The 24,533-nt window shown below is 30.6% G+C and carries 19 protein-coding genes; 11 read left to right on the top strand and 8 right to left on the bottom strand.

Going from position 1 to position 24,533, the window contains the following annotated elements:
- Positions 1 to 73 precede the first annotated feature (73 nt).
- On the top strand, positions 74 to 3,526 hold the full coding sequence (locus GQR92_RS15070) for a pyruvate carboxylase (RefSeq protein ID WP_158840950.1): 3,453 nt from the start codon (positions 74 to 76) through the stop codon (positions 3,524 to 3,526).
- 89 nt (positions 3,527 to 3,615) lie between these two features.
- On the opposite strand, the gene GQR92_RS15065 is transcribed toward GQR92_RS15070, so the two are convergent.
- From GQR92_RS15065 to GQR92_RS15040, 6 genes are all read right to left on the bottom strand, one after another.
- The gene (locus tag GQR92_RS15065; RefSeq protein WP_158840948.1) at positions 3,616 to 4,347 is read right to left on the bottom strand and encodes a metallophosphoesterase family protein; all 732 of its coding nucleotides are present in this window, start codon (positions 4,345 to 4,347) and stop codon (positions 3,616 to 3,618) included.
- A 69-nt stretch (positions 4,348 to 4,416) separates the two neighbouring features.
- The gene (locus GQR92_RS15060) at positions 4,417 to 5,646 is read right to left on the bottom strand and encodes an outer membrane protein assembly factor (RefSeq protein WP_368074163.1); all 1,230 of its coding nucleotides are present in this window, start codon (positions 5,644 to 5,646) and stop codon (positions 4,417 to 4,419) included.
- Positions 5,647 to 5,693: 47 nt separating this feature from the next.
- A complete protein-coding gene (locus GQR92_RS15055; RefSeq protein WP_158840946.1) occupies positions 5,694 to 7,097 on the bottom strand; it encodes a hypothetical protein in 1,404 nt (467 codons plus the stop codon).
- Positions 7,098 to 7,103: 6 nt separating this feature from the next.
- Positions 7,104 to 7,937 (bottom strand): universal stress protein, encoded by an 834-nt coding sequence (locus GQR92_RS15050; RefSeq protein WP_158840944.1) that lies wholly within the window; start codon positions 7,935 to 7,937, stop codon positions 7,104 to 7,106.
- A 79-nt stretch (positions 7,938 to 8,016) separates the two neighbouring features.
- A complete protein-coding gene (locus GQR92_RS15045; RefSeq protein WP_199269147.1) occupies positions 8,017 to 9,021 on the bottom strand; it encodes a glycoside hydrolase family 113 in 1,005 nt (334 codons plus the stop codon).
- A gap of 23 nt (positions 9,022 to 9,044) precedes the next feature.
- Positions 9,045 to 9,923 carry a hypothetical protein gene (locus GQR92_RS15040; protein WP_158840942.1) on the bottom strand — a complete coding sequence of 293 codons (879 nt, stop codon included), beginning with the start codon at positions 9,921 to 9,923 and terminating at the stop codon, positions 9,045 to 9,047.
- Between the two features lie 168 nt (positions 9,924 to 10,091).
- On the opposite strand from GQR92_RS15040, the gene GQR92_RS15035 reads away from it, so the two are divergent.
- The 9 genes from GQR92_RS15035 (at position 10,092) to yaaA (ending at position 20,203) form a co-directional block, all read left to right on the top strand.
- Positions 10,092 to 11,438 (top strand): NAD(P)/FAD-dependent oxidoreductase, encoded by a 1,347-nt coding sequence (locus GQR92_RS15035; protein ID WP_158840940.1) that lies wholly within the window; start codon positions 10,092 to 10,094, stop codon positions 11,436 to 11,438.
- 60 nt (positions 11,439 to 11,498) lie between these two features.
- Entirely contained in the window at positions 11,499 to 13,121 is a 1,623-nt protein-coding gene (locus GQR92_RS15030; RefSeq protein WP_158840938.1) for a 4Fe-4S binding protein, read from the top strand.
- Between the two features lie 93 nt (positions 13,122 to 13,214).
- Positions 13,215 to 13,691 carry a toxin-antitoxin system YwqK family antitoxin gene (locus GQR92_RS15025; RefSeq protein WP_158840936.1) on the top strand — a complete coding sequence of 159 codons (477 nt, stop codon included), beginning with the start codon at positions 13,215 to 13,217 and terminating at the stop codon, positions 13,689 to 13,691.
- The gene (locus GQR92_RS15020; RefSeq protein ID WP_158840934.1) at positions 13,688 to 14,383 is read left to right on the top strand and encodes a glycosyltransferase family 2 protein; all 696 of its coding nucleotides are present in this window, start codon (positions 13,688 to 13,690) and stop codon (positions 14,381 to 14,383) included. Before GQR92_RS15025 ends, GQR92_RS15020 begins: the two co-directional genes overlap by 4 nt.
- 56 nt (positions 14,384 to 14,439) lie before the next feature.
- On the top strand, positions 14,440 to 15,873 hold the full coding sequence (locus GQR92_RS15015) for a cellulose synthase family protein (RefSeq protein WP_441339131.1): 1,434 nt from the start codon (positions 14,440 to 14,442) through the stop codon (positions 15,871 to 15,873).
- Entirely contained in the window at positions 15,873 to 17,270 is a 1,398-nt protein-coding gene (locus GQR92_RS15010; RefSeq protein ID WP_158840930.1) for a mannosyltransferase, read from the top strand. Before GQR92_RS15015 ends, GQR92_RS15010 begins: the two co-directional genes overlap by 1 nt.
- Positions 17,271 to 17,332: 62 nt before the next feature.
- Positions 17,333 to 18,361, top strand: a complete 1,029-nt coding sequence (locus GQR92_RS15005) for a LacI family DNA-binding transcriptional regulator (RefSeq protein ID WP_158840928.1) — start codon at positions 17,333 to 17,335, stop codon at positions 18,359 to 18,361.
- Between the two features lie 23 nt (positions 18,362 to 18,384).
- Positions 18,385 to 19,197 (top strand): HAD family hydrolase, encoded by an 813-nt coding sequence (locus GQR92_RS15000; RefSeq protein ID WP_199269146.1) that lies wholly within the window; start codon positions 18,385 to 18,387, stop codon positions 19,195 to 19,197.
- Positions 19,198 to 19,444: 247 nt separating this feature from the next.
- Positions 19,445 to 20,203, top strand: coding sequence for a peroxide stress protein YaaA (yaaA, locus tag GQR92_RS14995; protein WP_158840926.1), 759 nt, complete (start codon positions 19,445 to 19,447; stop codon positions 20,201 to 20,203).
- A 71-nt stretch (positions 20,204 to 20,274) separates the two neighbouring features.
- Here yaaA and GQR92_RS14990 read toward each other — a convergent pair whose 3' ends face one another.
- Together GQR92_RS14990 and GQR92_RS14985 are read right to left on the bottom strand one after the other, a co-directional pair.
- Complete coding sequence (locus tag GQR92_RS14990; protein WP_158840924.1) at positions 20,275 to 21,699, bottom strand: L-serine ammonia-lyase; 1,425 nt, start codon at positions 21,697 to 21,699, stop codon at positions 20,275 to 20,277.
- A gap of 85 nt (positions 21,700 to 21,784) precedes the next feature.
- Positions 21,785 to 22,123, bottom strand: a complete 339-nt coding sequence (locus GQR92_RS14985) for a DUF2853 family protein (RefSeq protein ID WP_105047671.1) — start codon at positions 22,121 to 22,123, stop codon at positions 21,785 to 21,787.
- A 249-nt stretch (positions 22,124 to 22,372) separates the two neighbouring features.
- Between GQR92_RS14985 and dnaK the strand changes: the two genes are divergently transcribed.
- On the top strand, positions 22,373 to 24,268 hold the full coding sequence (gene dnaK / locus GQR92_RS14980) for a molecular chaperone DnaK (protein WP_158840922.1): 1,896 nt from the start codon (positions 22,373 to 22,375) through the stop codon (positions 24,266 to 24,268).
- Positions 24,269 to 24,533 lie beyond the last annotated feature (265 nt).

Below are 24,533 nucleotides of genomic sequence, written 5' to 3'. Positions count from 1 at the left end.
TTGACAGAATACTTCTAGCTTAGTATCTTTAGCAATAAAGTTTCTTATTAATTTCTAAAATACATTTTGTAAGATGAAAATCAAAAAAGTACTTGTTGCCAACAGAGGAGAAATTGCTATTAGAATTTTTAGAGCCTGTACAGAAATAAACGTAAAAACAATAGGTGTTTACACTTTTGAAGACCGTTACTCATTACACAGATATAAAGCTGATGAATCTTATCAAATTGGCGCAGATAAAGAGCCTTTAAAACCGTATTTAAATATAGATGAAATTATTAGAGTTGCTTTAGAAAATAATGCAGACGCTATTCATCCTGGATATGGTTTCTTATCAGAAAACGCAAACTTTGCACAAAAATGTAAAGATAATGGCATTATTTTTATCGGTCCAAAAGTATCTGTTTTAAAATCTTTGGGTGATAAAATTATGGCTAAAGAGGTCGCTGTGGCTAATAACATTCCTGTTATTAAAAGTAACGAAAAGCCTTTAGAGAACATTGAAATAGCATTAAGCGAAGCTGAAAAAATTGGCTACCCTATTATGTTAAAAGCTGCTTCTGGTGGTGGCGGAAGAGGAATGCGTGTTATTAGAAAAGCAGATGAATTAAAAGGTGCTTTTAACGAAAGTAAACGAGAAGCTTTAAATGCTTTTGGCGATGATACTGTTTTTCTAGAAAAATTTGTAGAAAACCCAAAACACATAGAAATACAAATTGTTGCCGATAATTACGGAAACACAGTACATCTTTTTGAACGAGATTGTTCTGTGCAACGTCGTTATCAAAAAGTAATTGAATTTGCGCCTTCTTTCGATTTAAAACCAACAATAAAAAATGCGCTTTACACCTACGCAATTAATATTTGTAAAGCAGTAGATTATAATAATATTGGTACGGTAGAGTTTTTGGTTGATGATGACGATTCTATCTACTTTATTGAGGTAAACCCAAGAGTTCAAGTAGAACATACCGTTACCGAAGTAGTTACCAACATCGACTTGATAAAAACACAATTATTTATTGCTGGCGGTTATAAATTAGCCGATCAACAAATAAAAATACCAAATCAAGAAGCTGTAAAAGTAAACGGTTATGCATTGCAATGTAGAATTACAACCGAAGATCCACAAAACGATTTTAAACCCGATTACGGAGAAATTACAACCTACAGAAGTGCATCTGGATTCGGAATTCGTTTAGATGCAGGTAGTGTGTATCAAGGTGCTATTATTTCACCTTTTTTCGATTCTATGTTGGTAAAAGTTACTGCAAATAGTAGAACTTTAGATGGCGCTTGTAGAAAGGTTCGTAGAGCATTGGCAGAATTTAGAATTAGAGGTGTAAAAACAAATATGCCTTTTTTAGACAATATTTTACAGCACGAAACTTTTAGAAAAGGAGAAGTAACAGTTAATTTCATCAAACAAAATCCTGATTTATTTATTTTTAAAGCGCCTAGAAACAGAGCTACAAAACTGGTTACCTATTTAGGTGATGTTGTTGTGAACGGAAATCCGGATGTAAAAAAATTAGATCCAACAAAAACGTTTGTAAAACCCATTGTGCCTAAGTTTGATAAAAAAGCAAGCTACCCCAAAGGGACAAAAGATTTATTAACCGAACTAGGACCCGATAAATTTTCTGAATGGTTAAAAAATGAAAAGAAAATTCATTTTACAGATACCACCATGCGAGATGCACATCAGAGTTTGCTCGCAACCAGAATGCGAACTTTTGATATGATAAAAGTGGCAGAAGGCTATGCAAAAAACAATCCAGATATTTTTAGTATGGAAGTTTGGGGAGGCGCAACTTTTGATGTTTGTATGCGATTTTTACAAGAAAACCCTTGGGAAAGACTGCAACGATTACGCAAGGCAATGCCAAATGTATTGCTGCAAATGTTACTTAGAGGATCCAACGGAGTTGGATACACTGCCTACCCAGATAATTTAATAGCAAGTTTTGTTGAAAAATCTTGGGAAAATGGTGTCGATATTTTTAGAATTTTCGATTCTTTAAATTGGATGAAATCTATTGCCCCATGTATAGAACATGTTCGTACTAGAACAAACGGATTGGCAGAAGGTTCTATCTGTTATACGGGAGATATTTTAAATACAAAGAACACAAAATACAATCTTAAATATTATACCAATTTAGCTAAAGACATCGAAAATGCTGGAGCACATATTTTGGCTATTAAAGATATGGCTGGTTTATTAAAACCTTATGCTGCTTTCGAATTAGTTTCAGCTTTAAAACAAGAAGTAAATATCCCTATTCATTTACATACACATGATACTTCATCAATACAATCTGCAACGTATTTAAAAGCAATTGAAGCCGGTGTTGATGTGGTAGATGTTGCCTTAGGTGGTTTATCTGGCTTAACATCGCAACCTAATTTTAATTCAGTGGTAGAAATGATGAAATTCAACGATAGAGAAAGCAATTTAAACATCGATTCGTTAAATGAATATTCTAACTATTGGGAAACAGTAAGAGAATACTATTATCCGTTTGAATCTGGTTTAAAAGCAGGTTCTGGAGAAGTCTTTAAACACGAAATTCCTGGAGGACAATATTCAAACTTAAAACCACAAGCACAAGCGTTAGGCCTAGAAGATCGTTTTCATGAAATTACAAAAATGTATGGAGATGTAAATCTTCTTTTTGGTGATATTGTAAAGGTAACTCCGAGTTCTAAAGTAGTTGGAGATATGGCGCAGTATTTAGTGAGCAATAATTTAACCGTGCAAGATGTGTTAGAACGTGGCGATACCATTTCATTTCCGCAATCTGTAGTGAGTTTCTTTAAAGGAGATTTAGGTCAGCCAGTTGGTGGTTTTCCTAAAGATTTGCAGAAATTAATTTTAAAAGATCAAAAACCATATACAGACAGACCAAATGCACATATTAAACCTTTAGATATTGATGCAGCTTACAAAGATTTTAGAAAAATCTTTGAAAATGATTTAAGCAGACCAATAGATTTTACAGATTTCTTATCGTATAAATTATATCCGAAAGTATTTACAGATGCTTATAATAAACATTTAAAATATGATAGTTTAGTTAATTTACCAACTAAAAATTTCTTCTACGGAATGGAAAGAGGTGAAGAAATTATTATAGAATTAGACAGAGGAAAAACCTTATTAATTACGTTAGACTCTGTTGGAGAAGCAAATAATAAAGGAATGGTTACTGTTTATTTTAAAGTAAACGGACAAGGTAGATCTGTACAAGTAAAAGACGAATCTGTTAAAGTAAATACCGTAGAAAACATGAAGGCAGACAAAAATGATCCGAAAGAAATCGGAGCACCTTTACAAGGAATGCTATCTACTCTTTTGGTTAAAAAGGGTGAAAAAGTAACTAAAAATCAACCTTTATTTATTATAGAAGCCATGAAAATGGAAACAACAATAACAGCTGTAGAAGATGCAACTATTAAAAAAATAGTCTTAAAGGCTGGAGGAATGGTAAATTCTGAAGATTTAGTATTAACTATTGATTGATAAATAGATGTAATTTATTTTAAAGCCCGAAATAATTTGTTGATTATTTTGGGCTTTATATTTATGATAGATTAAGAATAACTGTTCTCTTATTTATTCCTCCCTTTTTCATCAGGATACAAATCGGGTAAATTATCGCTTTGCACAAACGCTTTGGTATCAATATTTATCCCTGTAACTCTTCCTTTAAAAGCAGCACCTGTATCAACATTCCAAACATTAGCAATATTCATTGGGTTGGGCTCGTTATAATTAGTTGTTGGCGTATGACCAATGTATATTTCTTTATAATGTTGTATTCTTTTAGGATAAAAAATAGAGTCTTTTCCGATCGTTTTATCCATTGCTAACAACATTTCCCACAAAGATCTATCTAAATAAAATAATGCTTCAAATTGCTCTCTTTCTACTCCGTGCATAGAAGTAAAACCTGCATGTAAAAACAACCTGTTCTCTGTATCTATATGGTATAACGGCAAACTATCGAAAAATGTAATATGTTGTTGTTTTTCATCCACAGAAAAGCCCTCATAACTTTCCATAGTTTCTTTACCTCCGTGTAAATACCAAGAAGAATTTACATCGCTTTCATCTTTTAACCAATTTTCACACCAAACATCATGGTTTCCTTTGATAAAAATACAATTGAATTTCTTTGACAAATCAATTAAAAGTTGAACAACTTGTGCAGATTCACTCCAACCATCTACATAGTCTCCCATGAAAATAATTTTATCATCTTCTTTTAATTCTAGTTTATTTAAAACCTGAATTAATGCTTTTAATCCACCATGAATATCTCCAATTGCAAAAGTTCTCATCTTAATTTTATTTTTAGGCAAAACTAAGGGTTTATCTTTAAGTAGTAAGAAACTAATATTAAATTAAAATTAAAAATATTGCCCAATTCCAAATACTAAACCTCCTTTAGATTGCCCAGAATTGTTAGAAATTCGAAAACCATAATCGATTCTAAAAGTAGCATTGTATATTTTTTTACTGATAAAACGCAAACCAAAACCAGAATACACTCTTACATTTTCACTTTCAAAAAAGTCATTTAATTCACCTCCTGGGTTTCTCCAAGAACCAAAATCTGTAAAAACGTTGGTCTGAATTGCCATCCTTTTATTATCGAAAACAGTATGTCTATATTCCGTGTTCCAAACAACTACTCCTGTCCCTCTATCAACCAAAATACCTACTCCCCGTAAGTTTACATTGTTATCTAAAGCAAAAGGTGCAAAAGGTGTTTCTTGATTAGAGGATAAACCAAAACGAACTCTATTCGTCCAATTTCCTTTTTCTCCGAGTCTTTTGTAATAGAAAAAATCGTTCCAGGCAATTAAAAAATCTTCTTGAAAAGCATTATTGTTAGAAATAACATATTGGGCATATAAAACACTCTTAAAACCATTTACATATTGATAATAGTAGTCTAAATTATTATACGTGTACACTAATTTGAATAACCTTTTATCTAAATCTAAATTTTGTGGAATTGAAGGATCTGTTGCTCCTGATAAATATTGATATTTTTCATTAAAAAGATTTACACCAAAATTAAATTGATTTTTTAGGTTGATTTGATACAAGCCTAGTGCTTCAAAAGAAATGTTGTTATACAAGTAATTTGCAGTTTTTTCTCCAAAATACAAAGGCTCTTCACTTTTCCAGTTTTGATGATTTAATGCTAAACCCCACTTTTTAGAAAATAAATTGGGTGCTTTAAAGTTAATGGCATAAGAATCGAAACCGTTGTTTTGATAAAATCCACCAAAGGTGATATTTCTTCCTAAAAAATTATAATCATACAACCCTAATTTATAAGAAAACTGCTGATTTGTAGTGGTCCAAAAATTAACTTCGGGTAAAATGGTAAAGTTTTCTTCTATATTTATAGATACCTTATAAAGATGATCATTGGTACGAAATACTTGATAATATGCATGCCCAACTACAGGTAACCTTTTTAAAAGAATGATGTCTTTTTCTATAGCAGCAGAATCTAATACAACACCTTTTTTTGTTTGTATAATCTGATGAACAAATGATTCCTTTAACCTTTTTATTCCTTTAATTTCAACATCAACAATTGTGTTCTCTTGCGAAAACAGCAAAGACGTTATGGATAAAAAAAGAAAAAAAACACAGTTTTTAGAGTTCACTATTCTACAATAAAAGATTCTTGAATAACCAAATTTACCCAATTATCTTCACTTATACCCATCACAGTTACATTATATTCGTCATCAAAAATTAAATCTGCCGGAGTTTCTAGATTAATTTTTGCAATTACATTAGTGTCTACATAGTATTGAAATGTTTTATTTTCTGTAAATGTGCCTGACAAAAAGTTGCTTTCACTATCTGTAATTACTTGTAAATAATTAGTGCTTTCTAAATACTTTCCGTCTAGCCAAGTAAACTTTGGTTTTAAGGTTTCTGGAAAATCAACAGAAAGTTCCGTTAACCATTCTGTAGGTCTGTTTAAAATTTTTATTTTTACAGGAGCAGATTTGTATAATTTATCACCAACAACAAATGTTACAATACACCAACTTTCTTCTGTATCTGTTCTAGAGTACCTTCTAAGTTCTCCTCCATAAACAGCTGCATCCGTCAAACTTTTTCTTCTATATTTAGAAAAATCGTTTTTATCTACATCTAAATTATCGGTTTCATAATATCGCATTGCAGAGGCTCCTATTAGATGATCGTAATAAATATAAGTAAGACTTTCTGAGCCACTAGCACTTGCTGCAAAGGCAGTTGCTTTTTCTAGCGTTTTTTCTGAATTAAAATCTAAATATTCTTGTAAATTTCTTGGAATAAATGTTTCTTCGATTACAGTATTAACCCAATTATCTGCACTAATAGCCATCATGGTAAAAAGGTATTCTGTATCTTCTACTAAATCATCTGGCGTTAATGGAGTGTTTATATTAACTTCTACATTTGAGGTATCAAAATATTGGAATGTTTTATCTAAAGTATACGTACCAGAAACAAATGAGTTGTCTTCTACTTTAGATATTGCTGCAAAATAAATAGCATCATCTGCATCTACTATATCTGTCCAGGTAAACTTTGGTTTTAAGGTTTCTGTAAATTCAATGGTTACGTTATTGGTCCAACTTGTTAATTTTGATGCATTTTTTAAACGAATTGGCGCAGACTTTTTCAATTCTCCGTCTAACATATACGTAACCAAACACCAATTTTCATCTTCACCCAACCTCGTAAAACGTTGTAATTTTCCATCAAAAAGACCTGTTACCGTTAAGTTTTGTCTTCTATAATTTGTAAAATCATTTTCATCATCTACATTTAAACTATCTGCTTCATAATATCTAAGATCTGTGGCGCCATCTTCTGGTGCTGCATAAATATAAACAGTACTTGCGCTACCACTTGCACTTGCTGCATAAGCAAAGGTCTCTCCTAAATTATTTGATGAGGCATCTATATATTCTTGTAAATTTCTTGGTACAGTAATATCAGTATCTTGGGTACAAGAAAAGAGAAAAAAAGAGCAAAAAAATGTGAGCAACAAGTTTTTAATAGTCATGTATTCTTAAATTTTAATAGTCAAAATTGGCAAGGTAGAATGATTTGCAATATCCTCGGCAATACTTCCTGCAAAAATATGAGATATTCCTTTTCTACCATGCGTAATTACAGAAATTAAATCTGCACCTACTGCATTAGAGAAATTTAGAATTCCTTTTTCTACAGATCTATCGCAAACATAATTTACATTAATCATTCTATCAATGTTTCCTTCTGCTTTTAATAAAAAATTATTTGCCAACGCTTCCATTTCAGAAGTTGTTTTAAATTCTTCATTTGGTAAGTTTACATATAAAATATGCTTACGTGCATTTAGAAAATCTACTGCTTTTAACATGCTTTTAAAAGCAGGAATACTTTCTTCAGAAAAATCTGTTGCTACCACAATGTCAGAAAAATCTGTATTAATCATTTCATTTTTAACGATTAAAACTGGTAGATTTGCAAACCTTACCACTTTTTCTGTATTAGAACCTACAAAAAACTCTTTAAGCCCACTTACTCCGTGAGACCCCATAATAATTAAATCTGCTTTTACTTCTTCTGCAATAGCATTTATTTCACTAAAAACTTTAAAATGCTTAATAATAGGCACCAATTTTACGCCTTCTAAATATTCTTTTACCAAAAAATGTTTAAACTTTTTTTCCGCTAATTTTAAGAAATATATTGCTTTTTCTTGTTGGTTATTTTCACTTTCTGTTAAAGACACTTCTTGCATATCTAACATATGCAAAGCATACACAGTAGCATTGTATTTTTTAGCTAATAAGGCAGCCGTTTTTAACGCATACTCAGAGTGTTTAGAAAAATCTATGGGTACAATTATTTTTTTCATGCTAGTGGTTTATTGGTTATAGTTACAAATTTAAGATCTAAACTTAAATAGATATAGGACATTCGTCATATTTTAAAATCTATTTTTGCTCATATAACTTTCTAAGAACTAATTCTGCTGGCTTATTTTGAGGTGTAAATCTATTATCGTTTTCTCCACCAACTTTATCGTATCTATGAAACCATTTCCAAACAAAACCTCCTGCAAACCAATCTTCTTTCCAAAACTGGTTGTGTATTGCCTGTAAGCCATTTACTTGTGCTTGTAAATTTACTTTGCCCTCTACCCTATTTGCATCCCAAGGTTCTTTTCCTGTAAAATCTACGCTTCTATATCCAAATTCAGTAAACAAAATAGGTCTATTAAATTTTTTCTGTACGCTTTTAATTTCTTCCTTATGTAGTTTCCAACCAATTTCTAACTCTTCTACCGTTGGCGATTTCTTATCACTTACCGGAAAATAAGCATCAACACCAATAAAGTCTAGCTCACTCCAAAAAGGCACCCGTTTATATTCGTCCCAATTTGCAGCGTACGTTAATTTCCCTTTGTAGACTTTTTTTATTTCTTTAATTAGATTTTGCCAATAGGTTGGCCTCTTCATTACAAATTTTTCTAATTCTGTACCTATACAAAGAATATTTGCATTAATTTCTTGTGCTGATTTTGCATATGTTAATATAAATTCTGAATATGATTTTTCTAAAACAGCCCATTTTTCTTCAGAATCCATTTCTATATGCCCAGTAAAAAACCCATGACCAACCCAAATTTGAGGTTTTACCATAATCTTTACATCGTTTTTCTGAAATTCGTTGGCATATTGTAATAAACCTTTATTGGTTTCACCAAACCACTGTCTGCTTGTATTGTGTAGTACTTTTGGCGATGACAAATCTCTTATAAAACCAAAGGGCATCAATGCAACATAGTTGCTTTGTGCCCTTAAGACTGAATTTGTATGTGTTGTATCAATTTTGTCTCTTGATGCGACAAAACTAATTCCGTTTATTTTTTTCTGTTGACTATTGCATGATAACTGAATGAATATCAGCAATAAAAAAAGGATTTTATATGTTTTCATAAAGTCCTAAAAATAGCTTTTAATTAAAATAAAGCTCTTAAACCAATGTTAAAACTTTGCCCTAACCCAGTATCATTACCTCTTACAAACTTGCTATATAAAGCCTCTATATTTAAGGTGTTGTTTAATTGATATTTTCCACCAAAACCTAAAGCGGTATAATCTTGTGTAAAATCTCCAAAACGTTGAGAATGTTGTACAAAACCTAAAATGGTAGACTTATCTGTTGGAAAATAACTCATAAAAACACCTGGAGCAACTACAAATGTATCATTCGCAAAACTATCTTCTGACCCAAAATTATACTCTGTTGCTAATTCTGTAAACAATTGCCATTTTCCGCTTGGTAAAGTATAATCGTAGAAAAATCTATTTTGAAACATATAAGCCGTTTGATCTAAATAAACACCATTTCCATCAGATTCTTCTTTATTAATAGGGATATGAAAAGCACTTTGTATAGAGAAATTACCTACACTTTCAATCGGCTGCCATTTTATTGCAGGCGCAAAAGAAGAAAGTCCTTTTCTAGAATTAGCATCGTTTCCTAAACTAAAAACAGACGTTGCACTTTTACCGTTTCTTGTATTAGATCTATATTCTAATAATAAACCAACATTTAAACGATTGTTGTCTGATACACCTGTAAAAATATCTAAAGTACTTGTAAAAAAGTTAGATCGTCCGCTTGCATCTAAAGAACTCTTTCCGTTAGAATTTGCAGATCTTGTTTGCGTATATAAACCGTTAAAAAACTTAACATCCCACTGGCCTTTATTTAATAATTTAGAAGGTGTATAGGTTTGTATATTACTTTTAGAAGTGTCTTCTTCTTGTGCAAAGACACTTAAATTTAAAACTAAAACCGCTGCTAAAATAGCTTTTGATATATTTTTTTTCATTATTGGTTGATTCTATTTATTGATAAAAATTTTTAGATAAGTCTAATCTATTGATAGATACTTACTAATATATTTTTTATTTATAATCATTCTAAATTCAATTAAATTCAAGATTAATAATTAAGTTCTTAACTTTAGCTTCGACAGAACCCCAACAATCAATCAACTATGGAACATATTGTAATTATCGGTAACGGAATATCTGGCGTTACAGCTGCAAGACATATCAGAAAAAATTCTGATAACAAAATAACCATTGTTTCTGCAGAAACTAAATACTTCTTTTCTAGAACTGCTCTTATGTATGTGTACATGGGGCACATGAAGTTTGAACATACGCAACCTTATGAAAATTGGTTTTGGGAGAAAAACAGAATCTCTTTAAAAGAAGGTTTGGTATCAAAAGTAAATACAGACAAAAAACAATTAGATTTTACAAATGGAGAAACACTTTCTTTTGATCGTTTAATTATTGCTACAGGTTCTAAACCAAATAAATTTGGATGGCCAGGGCAAGATTTAGAGGGCACTTTAGGTATGTACCATAAACAAGATTTAGAGAAACTAGAAAAATATGCTCCAGACAATAAGAGTTGTAATAGAGCTGTAATTGTTGGTGGTGGTTTAATTGGTATTGAATTAGCAGAAATGTTAAGAAGTAGAAAAATACCTGTTACTTTTTTAGTACGTGAAGATAGTTTTTGGAATGGAGTTTTACCAGCACAAGAATCTGCAATGATTAATGACCATATTAAGGAACATCACATAGATTTACGATTAAGCACCAATTTAAAAGAAATTAAATCTGATGAAAATGGGCGCGTAAAATCGATAATTATTGAAGAAACAGGCGAAGAAATTCCGTGTAATGTTGTTGGTTTAACAGCTGGTGTTGCTCCAAATATAGATTTCTTAAAAGAATCTGGTATAGAATTAGGTCGTGGTGTAAAAGTAAATCGTTTTTTAGAAACCAACATCCCTAATATTTATGCCATTGGCGATTGTGCAGAGCAACATGAAGCTATTGGACAACGTAGAAATATTGAAGCTGTTTGGTACACGGGTAGAATGATGGGAGAAACTTTGGCACAAACAATTTGTGGCAACAAAACAGCATATAAACCAGGACATTGGTTTAATTCTGCTAAATTTTTAGATATAGAATACCAAACCTATGGTTGGGTTTTTAGTGAAAGAGGCATGAAAGAAAATGAAATTTACTTTCAATGGAAGCACCCAAACGAGCATAAATGTATCACTATTTCTTTTGATAAAAATACAAGGCAATTTATAGGGATTAATACCTTTGGAATTAGAATGCGTCACGAAATTTTTGATAAATGGTTAACAGAAAATAAATCTGTAGAATATGTTTTAGAATTTTTGTCTGATGCTAATTTTGATCCAGAATTTTTCAAATTACATGAAGCAGAAATTGTAGCAAAATTCAATCAAGAAAACAATACGAATATCCAATTAAAAAAGAAAAGCTGGAAAAGAATTTTCAGTATCTAATTGATATTAAGCATCTCAAAAAAAACTTTCATTAAAAACATATAATACCCCATAATTATTTTGAAACTCATAAAACAAACAGGATTAATTATCTTTCTATTAGGATTAACATTCTTTATTGGAACAATTTTTACAGGCTCTTTTAATTTAACTCAACCTGAATTAGATACTTTTATTAAAGAAAAAGGATATAAAAGTGAAATTATAAAAGAAGAACTTTCTAAAGCAATCGTAACCGATAAAGCTTTAAATATTTTTCAATTTTCTAGTGCAGTTATAGGTGCTTATAAAACTTCTAACAATCATTATGATGCATTAATTGCTAAATATAATTCAGAAAAAAACTGGGACGCAAAAGGGAAACAATTTCAATATAAAATCTCTGGAAAACCACATAGTGTCAGTTTTGAACTAGCAAAAAAATCTGGTAAAGGTTTTGCTGCAGACAATACAGGTTTGGCTTGGTTTTTAACCTTTGGTTTAGGTATAATTGGTGCACTAATGTTTATTGTACCAGATGTAATTTTACTTGGTAAACCAGGAATTAAAAACGATGGAATTTTCTTAAGCGCAGTTACCAACCGTGGTTGGATTGGTTGGTTTACATTTATCTTTTTAGTTACTTTTTATATTCTACTTTACTTTTATCCAGATTTTATTGTAAACTGGGTGTATTTAGTAGATCCAATTAGTAAATCTCTTAGCGGAAACCCAGCAGGTCAATGGTTTTTATATGGTTTCTTATACTGTGTTGTTATGACGGTTATGGCAGTAAGAATGTATATAAAATACCGTCATAATAAATACCAAATATTAAGAACTACTTCTGTATTATTCTTTCAAATTGTATTTGCTTTTTTAATTCCAGAAATTTTAGTTCGTTTCGAAAAACCTTGGTACGATTTTAAAAATGCGTTTCCGTTAGATTACGATTTCTTCTTTAGATGGAATTTAGATGAGTTACTTGCAAGTGGTGGTTTTGGATTATTTATTTTGGTTTGGGGAGTTGTTTTAACAATTGTTATTGTACCAGTAATGGTGTATTTCTTCGGAAAAAGATGGTATTGTTCTTGGGTTTGTGGTTGTGGTGGTTTAGCAGAAACTTTGGGAGACCCATACAGACAAAACTCTAGTAAAACGTTACTTTCTTGGAGAGCAGAACGTATTATAATTCATTCTGTTTTAGTTTTTGTGCTAGTAATGACAGGTTTTGCTTTGTACACCTTCTTTACGCAAGAGAGTCAAGTTTTAGGTATTCAAACACAAACCATACAAGATATTTATGGTTTCTTAATAGGTGCTATTTTTGCAGGTGTAATTGGTACAGGATTCTATCCTATTTTTGGTAACAGAGTTTGGTGTAGATTCGGCTGTCCATTAGCTGCTTATTTAGGATTTATTCAACGTTTTAAATCTAGATTTAGAATTACTACAAATGGTGGTCAATGTATTTCTTGTGGAAACTGTTCTACCTATTGTGAACAAGGAATTGATGTTAGAGCATACGCACAAAAAGGAGAAAACATTGTACGTTCTAGTTGTGTTGGTTGTGGAGTTTGTTCTGCAGTTTGCCCAAGAGGAGTTTTAAAATTAGAAAACGGACCAGAAGACGGACGTATCAATCCTACAGATATTTTATTAGGTAATGATGTAGATTTAATGGATTTAGTGAATAAGAAGTAGTATTCAGTTTACAGTTTCAGTTGGCAGTTTAAAACTTACTATAGGTTAAAATATAAATGTCATGCTGTGCCTGTTAAAGTATAAAATTAAACAATGAAAAAACTCCTTATTATTTCTTTCCTCTTTCTTACTTTGATGTCATTCAGTCAAAAAGAATATCATAAAGAATATTATAAAAATGGGCAACTAAAAAATGGAGGCTGGATTTTAAATGATAAAAAAACAGCCTTTTGGAAATTTTATTATAAAAATGGAAACATCAAAAAAGAAGGCTATTTTAAAGATGGTTTAGAGACTAAATATTGGTATTTTTACACCCCAAATTTAATTAAAGAGAAAGAAGGCCATTTTAAAAACGGAATTAAAAATGATTGGTGGTTATTTTATGATAATAATGGGCTTGTAAACCATAAATGTCAATTAGAAAACAATCTAAAAAATGGCTATTGCTTAATTTACAAGAATAAAAAGTTGATAAAAGCTTCCAAATATAAAGAAGGTAAAAAAATAAAAGAATGGACAGACTTTTCATCGTTTAGAAGTGAAAATAGTCTAAATGATTTAAGATGACGAAACCGATTATAAAAGTTATTATTCCTGCATATAATGAGCAAGATTCTATAGCGAATGTTATTAATGATATTCCTAAAATTGTTGATGAAATTATTGTTATCAGTAACAACTCTACAGACAATACAGAAATTAATGCAAAAAAAGCAGGAGCAACTGTTCTTAAAGAACATCGTAAAGGCTATGGTTACGCTTGTTTAAAAGGAATGGATTACATTAGTAAACAAAAAACAACACCAGAAATTATTGTTTTTTTAGATGGCGATTATTCTGATTATCCAGAACAATTAACAGCACTTATTCATCCTATTTTAAATGATAATATCGATTTTGTAATTGGTGCCCGTGTTAAGGAATTAAGAGAAAATGGCTCTATGACTCCGCAACAAGTTTTTGGAAATTGGTTGGCTACTTTTTTAATGAAACTTTTTTTTGGAGCAAAATTTACAGATTTGGGACCGTTTAGAGCTATCAAATACAATAAATTGTTAGCCTTAAATATGGAAGACAAGACGTATGGTTGGACCGTAGAAATGCAATTAAAAGCATTAAAACAAAAGTTTAGTTATATAGAAATACCTGTAAAATATAGAAATAGAATAGGCGTTTCTAAAGTATCTGGTACCGTAAAAGGCAGTATCTTTGCAGGAATAAAAATATTAGGTTGGATTTTTAAATACAGTTTTAAGTAGTGGTTATAGAATACATAATTATATTAATTTACTCTTTATCGTTATTGCTCATTTTTATGTATGCATTAGCACAATTAAACTTACTTTTTAACTATTTAAAAGCAAGAAAAAAAGTTGATAATTCAGAGAAATTTGATTTCTCTAATACAAAAGAAATTCCTTTTATAACGATACAATTACCGGTTTATAACGAATTGTATGTGATGGAACGTTTGTTAAAAAACATTGCTAAATTAGAATACCCGAGAGAGAAATTAGAAATTCAGGTGTTAGATGACTCTACAGATGAATCTGTAGAAATGACAGCAAACCTCGTTAAAGAAATTCAGGCAGAAGGACTCGATATTCAACACATTAAAAGAACCAATAGACAAGGCTTTAAAGCTGGTGCATTAAAAGAAGGTTTAAAAATTGCAAAAGGAGAGTTTATAGCTATTTTTGATGCAGATTTTTTACCTCAAAAAGATTGGCTGTACCAAACTGTGCCGTATTTTAAAGATTCAGAAATTGGTGTGGTTCAAACCCGCTGGGGGCATATCAACAGAAATTATTCTACACTTACAAAAATTCAAGCCTTTGCTTTAGACGCACACTTTACATTAGAACAAGTGGGGAGAAATAGTCAAGGTCATTTTATCAATTTTAATGGAACCGCTGGTGTTTGGAGAAAAGAATGTATTTATGATGCTGGGAATTGGGAAGGTGATACCCTTACAGAAGATTTAGATTTAAGTTATAGAGCACAGTTAAAAAATTGGAAATTTAAATACTTAGAAAAAGTTGTTACTCCTGCAGAGTTACCTGTAGTAATTAGTGCTGCAAGATCTCAACAATTTAGATGGAATAAAGGAGGTGCTGAGAATTTTCAAAAAATGATGAGACGCGTTATTACAAGTAAAAACGTTTCTTTTAAAACAAAGATTCATAGTTTATTACATCTTTTAAACAGCTCTATGTTTACGTGTATATTTTTGGTAGCAGTTTTAAGCGTCCCTATGTTATACATTAAAAACGAATACGAGCACTTAAAAATATACTTCTATGTAATGAGCTTTTTTGTAATTAGTTCATTAATATTTTTTGTTTGTTATTGGTACATGTTTAAAAACATTTACGGAGGTGGATTTGTACGATTTATAAAATATATTGGATCCTTTTTTACCTTTTTTTCTATTGCGATGGGCTTTTCGCTACACAATACAATTGCTGTTTTAGAAGGCCATTTTGGAAAGAAAAGCGAATTTGTTCGTACGCCAAAATTTAACATCAATGGTCTAAAAGATGGTTGGAAAACCAACAAATACATTAAGAAAAAACCATCTTTTCATGTTATTTTAGAAGGCCTATTAGCAATTTACTTTATATTTGGAATGTACAGTGCATTTATTGTTGGAAATCAAGGAGGAGATTTTGGTTTATTCCCTTTTCACTTTATGCTTTTTATTGGTTTTAGTTATGTGTTTTTTAAATCAATATTTTCTAAAGCTTAATGTTATTTTTTAAAAAATATAAAGACGTTTTACTAATTTTACTTAGTACAATAGCCTATTTTATTTTTGCTTATTTTTTAGAGAGAACAGAATTTAACAAACTACTATTTTTATGGTTTGCTCTTTTTGGTTGTTCTTATTTTTTGATAAAAAGCAAAACCATACAAAACTCTACTTTAATTGGATTAGTGATCCTTTTTAGGTTAATTTTTCTATTCGCTATCCCTAATTTATCTCAAGATTTTTACAGATTTATTTGGGATGGACGTATGATTCTAGAAGGACTCAACCCTTATTTATCACTACCTGAAACTTTTATTCAACAAGGGCTTCATCCTATAGCAGATGCCAACAACTTGTATAACGGTATGGGAGAAATGAACGGAAGTCATTACACCAATTACCCACCTATAAACCAGCTTTGTTTTTTAATTGCTGCATTATTTGCTAGTAAAAGTGTCTTTGGATCTGTGATTGTATTAAGAAGCATTATTATTTTGGCTGATATTGGTATTCTTTATTTTGGAAAAAAATTATTAGAACAATTAAACTTACCTATAAAAAATATTTTTTGGTACGCTTTAAATCCTTTTATAATTATAGAAATGACAGGCAATCTACACTTTGAACCTGTAATGTTATTTTTCTTAATTTGGAGTCTTTACAAACTACAGCAACAAAAATGGGCTTGGGCAGCAATTTTATTAGCATGTTCTGTTTCTGTAAAGTTAATTCCGTTACTGTTTTTACCCTTATTTTTTCAGTGGTTTATACAACCTATCAGTAATAACAGTACCAATAAACTAAAATGGATCGGTTTAAAATTACAGCCTAAAAAACTCGCTAAATTAATCGCATTTTATGCAATTACTTTAGCAACAATAATCATTTTATTTCTTCCTTTTTATTCATCAGAATTTATAGAAAATTATGCAAATTCGGTAGGTTTATGGTTTCGAAATTTTGAATTTAACGCCAGTTTTTATTACATTTTTAGAGAAATTGGTTACCAATTTAGAGGCTATAATGAAATTGCTATTATCGGCAAAATAGTTCCTATTTTAACAATTCTATTTTTGGTAATTATCACCTTTTTTAGAAAAAATAAATCAATGGTTCAATTAATTACAGCATTGTTATTTGGTTTGTGTTTTTATTATTTTACATCAACAACAATACATCCTTGGTATTTGGCAACTCCTTTAATTTTATCCGTATTTACAAAATACCGTTTCCCAATTATTTGGACACTTGTAATTATTTTTAGTTATCAAGCGTATGCAAACAATCCATGGAAAGAAAATTTGTGGTTTGTTGCTTTAGAGTACTTTATCCTTTATGGATTCCTCTTTTATGAACTTCGTAAAAATTTTCAATATTATAAAATTGTAAAATAATAATTTTATAACTCTACTATGGAGGGGATTTTGTACTTTAGTGTTTAATTTTTGACTTAAAGATGAAAAGACTTACCATAAAAGACATTGCAAAAGAATTTAATGTTTCTATTTCTACCGTATCTAAAGCCCTAAATGACAGTTATGAAATCAGTGTAAGTACAAAAGAAAAAATTCAAAAATATGCTAAAGAAAAAAATTACAAACCTAATTTTAATGCACTTAGCTTAAAAAATAGGCAAACAAAAACAATCGGAATTATAATACCGAATATGTTAAATTATTTCTTTGCCCAAGTTTTTAACGGAATAGAGAAAGTAGCAAATGATAGAGGGTATAAAATAATTTCATGTATTTCTAATGAGTCTTTTAAAAAAGAAGTAGAAACTATTGAAATGCTTTCTAACGGAAGTATAGATGGTTTTATTTTATCTCTTGCAGAAGAAACTATTTCTAAAGGAGATTTTAGTCATTTTCAAGAAGTCTTAGATAATGATACGCCAATTGTAATGTTTGATAGAGTTGCTGATAAATTAAAGTGCGACAAAGTAGTAACTGATAACTTTGACAGTGCTAGAAGTACCGTATCTTATTTAGTAAAATCTGGCCATGAAAACATTGCCTTTATATCTACCATGAATAATTTAGAAACTGGAAGAAGAAGACAATTAGGATATTTAAAAGGTCTAGAAGATTTTAATATTAAAGTTGAAAAAAATCTAATCATAAACATAGATGACAACTATAAAAATTATGAGACCATTTTAGAACCAATCTTTAAAAACAACAACATAGATAGTGTTATTGCTACAGATGAATCTTCTGCTATTGCAGCTATGAAAATAGCTATTAAAAAAGGACATAGAATACCCGAAAACTTTTCTGTAATTTCTTTTTCTAACGGAATTTTAGCAAGACATTCTAGCCCAAGAATGACAACCGTAAGTCAACATGGAGAAATTATGGGAGCAACAGCTGCAGAAATGCTAATTAACCGATTAGAAGATAAGTCTAAAATTAAGAAAAAACACGAAACCATCATAATTAAAACTGATTTGGTCGAAAGAAATTCTACTAAAAAAATCTTATAAATTTCAAATATATTTAGAGTACAATGAATTTATCTAATGTAAAATTAGTAGTTTCTGACATGGACGGAACGCTACTAAATTCTCAAGGAAAAGTAAGCAACTTATTCTTCGATCTATTTGAACAATTAAAAAAACAAGACATTATTTTTTGTGCAGCAAGCGGAAGACAATACAATAGTATTGTACACAAACTAGCGCCCATAAAAGATGAAATTTTTGTAATTGCAGAAAACGGAGGTATTGCAAAAAAAAGAGACAAGGTATTGGTTTTAAACTCACTTTCTACTGATAAAGTAAAAACCTTAATTCCTGTTTTAAGAACAATAGAAGGTGCTAATATTGTTTTATGCGGAAAAGATTGTGCTTTTATCGAATCTAAAAACACAGAATTTATAACACTGTTTCAAGAATATTATAGTAGTTATAAAGTTGTAGACGATTTAATGGCCATTGCAGATTCTGAAGAATTTTTAAAAATTGCCACATATCATTTTACTTCTTCCGAAGACTATATTTACCCTAAAGTAAAATCTTTTGAGGACGAAATGTTAGTTAAAATTTCTGGTAAAAACTGGTTAGATGTTTCAGACAAAAAAGCAAATAAAGGTACAGCTTTAAGAGAAGTACAAAGACTACTAAACATCACTAAAGAACAAACACTTGTTTTTGGAGACTACCATAATGATATTGAAATGTTAAAGGAAGCAGCCTTTAGCTTTGCAATGAAAAATGCTCATAAAGACATTCTAAAAATAGCGAATTATTCTACAGAAAGTAACGATAATTTTGGCGTAGAAAAGATATTATCTCTTTTGATAAAAAGCAAATCTAAATAATCTATTAGATACACTATTTATACTGAAATTTTATCTTTTTTATATAAAACAGATAATTATTTAGCCTCTTCTTTTTTTGTTTTAAAAACAAATTAAACACGTTTAATAAACACCTAAAAGGTATTAGTAATTACATACATTCTATTATAATTTTTTATAGTAGTATTACATATAACTTTTAAAATATATTTTAAACAGCCAAAATGATTTGTAAATTTATACTTTAATTATCTCTGAATAACAAGACATGAAAATCATTATATCTCCAGCAAAATCTTTAGATTTTGAAAGTAAAGTAGCAACAAGTTTACATACACAACCTCGTTTTTTAGAACAGTCGGAAAAACTAAATAAAAAGCTAAAAACACTTTCTAAGAAAAATTTATCTGATTTAATGAAAATTTCTGATGATTTATCTGCCTTAAATTATGATAGAAATCAAACCTGGAAAACGCCTTTTACAACCGAAAATGCAAAACAAGCTATTTATGCATTTACCGGAGCCGTTTTTAAAGGAATTGACGTAAACTCTATAGCAGAAGAAAAACTACCATTACTACAAAATAATTTAAGAATTTTATCTGGGTTGTACGGTTTGTTAAAACCTTTAGATTTAATTCAGCCTTACCGATTAGAAATGGGAACCAAATTAAAAGTTGGTAAAACAGAAAACCTGTACAAATTCTGGGACAACACAGTTGCACATGCATTAAACGAAGAATTAGAAGATGGTGAATTACTAGTTAATTTAGCAAGTACAGAATACTTTAAAGTGATTCCTAAAAAGGTTTTAAAAGTACCAATGATTACTCCTATTTTTAAAGATTTTAAAAACGGAGAATATAAAATTGTAATGACCTATGCTAAAATAGCACGTGGACTTATGGTACGCTATATAATTGAGAATAACGTAAAAACCATTGAAGATTTAAAAGGCTTTAATGTTGATAAATATCGTTTTTCTGAAGAATTATCTTCTGAAAATAATTTGGTTTTTACAAGGTAAAAAAGTTGGCAGTGTTCAGTAACAATAAACAGTTGCATACTAACTGTTACTGAACACTGCTAACTATATGATTAACAATCTACAATTCTAACTGTAACTGCTAAACCACCTTCGGAAGTTTCTTTATAATTTTTGTTCATGTCTTTAGCGGTTTCCCACATGGTATCAATTACGCTATCTAAATGTACCAAAGCTTCTTTAGGATTTGTTTCTAGCGCCATTTCTGCGGCATGAATCGCTTTTATGGCACCCATAGAATTTCTTTCTATACAAGGTACTTGCACCAAGCCTCCAATAGGATCACAGGTTAAACCCAAATGGTGCTCCATTGCTATTTCTGCGGCAGATAAACACTGCGCTGCAGACCCCCCCAACAACTCTGTTAAAGCCGCTGCTGCCATTGCAGAAGAAACACCTATTTCTGCCTGACAACCTCCCATTGCTGCAGAAATTGTGGCATTTTTCTTAAAAATACTACCAATTTCTCCCGCCGTTAATAAGAATTTTTTAACATGATTAAAATCTGCCTCATGGTTTTCTATCACCATATAATACATTAAAACTGCAGGAATTACCCCTGCACTTCCGTTTGTTGGTGCGGTCACTACTCTACCCAAAGCTGCATTTACTTCATTTACAGAAAGGGCAAAACAACTTACCCATTTTAAAATCTCTCTAAACTTAACTTCTGTACTTCTTATAGCAGTAAGCCACTCTTTTGGATTTGTATAACTGGTATCTTTTATTAATTTTTGATGAGTATCAAAAGCACGTCTTTTTACATTTAAACCACCAGGAAGAATCCCTTTGGTATGACAGCCTGTATACATACATTCTAACATGGTATCCCAAATTCTATGTAATTCTTTATCTATATGTTCTGCAGAGTTTAATTCTAATTCATTTAAAAGAACAATATCAGAAATTAATAAATTTTCTTTTTCACAATATTCCTCTAATTGAATAGCTCTATTAATAGGAAAAGGAAAATTCTTTTTATTGATTTCTATTTCTTCTTCTAAATGATCATTTTCTTGCACAATAAAACCTCCTCCAATAGAAAAATAAGTTTGAGTAGATATTTCTTCGCCTTTTAAAAAACCACGAAAAGTAATTCCGTTTGCATGAAAAGGTAAAAACTCTCTATTAAAAACGATAGAAGATTTCTGAAAGGATACATTTCTTTCTCCATTAAAATTAAGGAACTCATTATTTTTAATGTCATTAATAATCCCTCCAATAGTTTCAATAGGCACATATTCTGGATCTGCACCCGTTAATCCTAACTGAATTGCCAAATCGGTTGCATGTCCTTTCCCAGTTAAAGAAAGAGAGCCATATAAATCAACCCGAATAGCATCAACTAAATGAAATTTTTTATTTTCTTTTAATTGACGTATCCATTGTTCGGCTGCGCGCCAAGGTCCAAGCGTATGAGAACTTGAGGGACCAACCCCTATTTTGAGCATATCAAAAACACTAATAAATTGCGACATCCGTAAGATTTAATTAAGAATAGCTGTAAATGTAAAAAATCCAACTGAATGAGCTGGATTTTTTATGAAAAATATAATAGATATCTTATTTGTATATAGATTCTTTACCAAATTCAACAGCAAGCATATAATATACTACAGCTCTATATTTATTTCTTTCAGATTTACCGATTGCTGTAACCACTTTATCTATTGCTTCATCTAATTTTGGTCCGTCTGCTAAACCTAATTTTTTAATTAAAAAATTATTTTTAACTGTTGCCAATTCTTTTGCATCTGAACCAGATACCGTTTCTGCATCTTTTTTATAAATAGACGGCCCCAATCCTTTTGTTACCGCTTTTAATAAGTCTGAATCGTATTTTAAACCTTTCTCATCCATAAACTTAGAATACTGTGCTACTTTCTCGTCAAATTTACTCATAATTTTTTTTTTAATATATTAAATTTATTTCATTTAGAATAGAACTATCCAAATATAAGAAAATAAAAAATCATTTCTAATATTCTTCCTATTCAATATATTAGATACATTTTATGTCATAATGTCACATCAATTTAAAAAGTTTTTAAAAAATAACTGACATTTCCTAGTCAAAAAGCAGTTGGCACACCATTTGACTAATAGTAAAATGTAAAATTGAATTTAAAATACTAATATAAATAGATTATCATGAGTAAAATAATTGGAATTGATTTAGGTACAACAAACTCTTGTGTTTCCGTAATGGAAGGTAATGAGCCAGTTGTAATTCCTAACGCTGAAGGAAAAAGAACAACACCATCTATTGTTGCCTTTGTTGAAGGAGGAGAACGTAAAATTGGAGACCCAGCTAAAAGACAAGCTGTAACAAACCCAACAAAAACTGTTTATTCTATTAAACGTTTTATGGGTAACAAATTTTCTGAATCTACTAAAGAAGCTGGAAGAGTTCCTTATAAAGTAGTAAGAGGAGATAATGATACACCTAGAGTAGATATCGATGGTCGTTTATATACGCCTCAAGAAATTTCTGCAATGGTGTTACAGAAAATGAAAAAAACTGCTGAAGATTATTTAGGAACTGAGGTTACTGAAGCAGTAATTACTGTACCAGCATACTTTAACGATGCACAAAGACAAGCTACAAAAGAAGCTGGTGAAATTGCAGGTTTAACAGTAAAAAGAATGATAAACGAACCAACAGCTGCTGCATTAGCTTATGGTTTAGACAAATCTAACGACGATAAAAAAATTGCTGTTTTTGATTTTGGTGGTGGAACACATGATGTTTCTATCTTAGAATTAGGAGATGGTGTTTTTGAAGTATTAGCTACAGCTGGAGATACACATTTAGGTGGTGATGATGTTGATGAAAAAATAATTAACTGGTTAGCAGAAGAGTTTAAAGCTGATGAAGATTTAGATTTACGTAAAGACCCAATGTCTTTACAACGTTTAAAAGAAGCTGCAGAAAAAGCAAAGATTGAATTATCTTCTTCTGCATCTACAGAAATTAACTTACCTTATGTTACTGCTACTGCTAGTGGACCAAAACACTTAGTAAGAACTTTATCTAGATCTAAATTTGAACAATTAATAGACGATTTAGTAAAAAGAACAATAGAGCCTTGTCAAACTGCTTTAAAAAATGCAGATTTATCTATTGATGAAATAGATGAAGTTATTTTAGTTGGTGGTTCTACAAGAATACCTGCTGTACAAGAAGCTGTTGAAAAATTCTTTAAAAAAGCGCCAAGTAAAGGTGTAAACCCTGATGAAGTTGTTGCTTTAGGAGCTGCTATTCAAGGTGGAGTTTTATCTGGAGATGTTAAAGATGTATTGTTATTAGACGTTACACCTTTATCTTTAGGTATTGAAACAATGGGTAATGTTTTCACAAAATTAATTGATGCAAATACTACTATTCCTACAAAAAAATCTCAAGTATTTTCTACAGCAGTAGACAATCAACCATCAGTAGAAATTCACGTATTACAAGGTGAAAGAGCTATGGCTGCAGATAACAATACTATTGGTCGTTTCCATTTAGATGGTTTACCTCCTGCACAAAGAGGTGTACCTCAAGTAGAAGTAACTTTTGACATTGATGCAAATGGTATTATTAAAGTTTCTGCTTTAGACAAAGGAACAAACAAATCTCACGAGATTAGAATCGAAGCTTCTTCTGGTTTATCTGAAGAAGAAATCGAAAAAATGAAGAAAGACGCAGAAGAAAATGCTGATGCTGATAAAAAAGCAAAAGAAACTGCAGAAAAAATCAACGAAGCAGATTCTATGATTTTTCAAACAGAAAAGCAATTAAAAGAATTTGGAGGTAAATTATCTGATGATAAAAAAGCTCCAATTGAAGCTGCTTTAGTTGAATTAAAAGCTGCTCACGCATCTCAAGACTTAACTTTAATTGATACTGCTTTAGCAAAAATTAACGAATCTTGGCAAGCTGCATCTGAAGAAATGGCTGCACAAAGTGGTGCTGGAGCTGATGCTGGTGCACAACAAGCGCAACCAGAAGCGGATGCTCAGGGAGACAATGTAGAAGATGTAGATTTTGAAGAAGTAAAGTAAGTAGAGAACCAATTTTGTAATACAAAATTGAGTGAATCGCTTATCCCGATGAAAGAGGGATCTTCATAAAGAAATCCCCGAATATTCATTGGGATCTCATAAAAGTTTTCTAAACTTGATTTGAGATTTATACTAAAAAGAAAAAACATCTTTTCTATACATAATAAAAACGCAATCATTCATTTGATTGCGTTTTTTTTGTTTGGAAATAATATCATTACATTGGGAAACAAATCTAAATACTTCAACAAATAAAAAAGAAATT

It is taken from the genome of Polaribacter sp. L3A8 (assembly GCF_009796785.1).
Lineage (GTDB): Bacteria > Bacteroidota > Bacteroidia > Flavobacteriales > Flavobacteriaceae > Polaribacter.
This window is presented reverse-complemented; position numbering and strand designations above follow the sequence as displayed.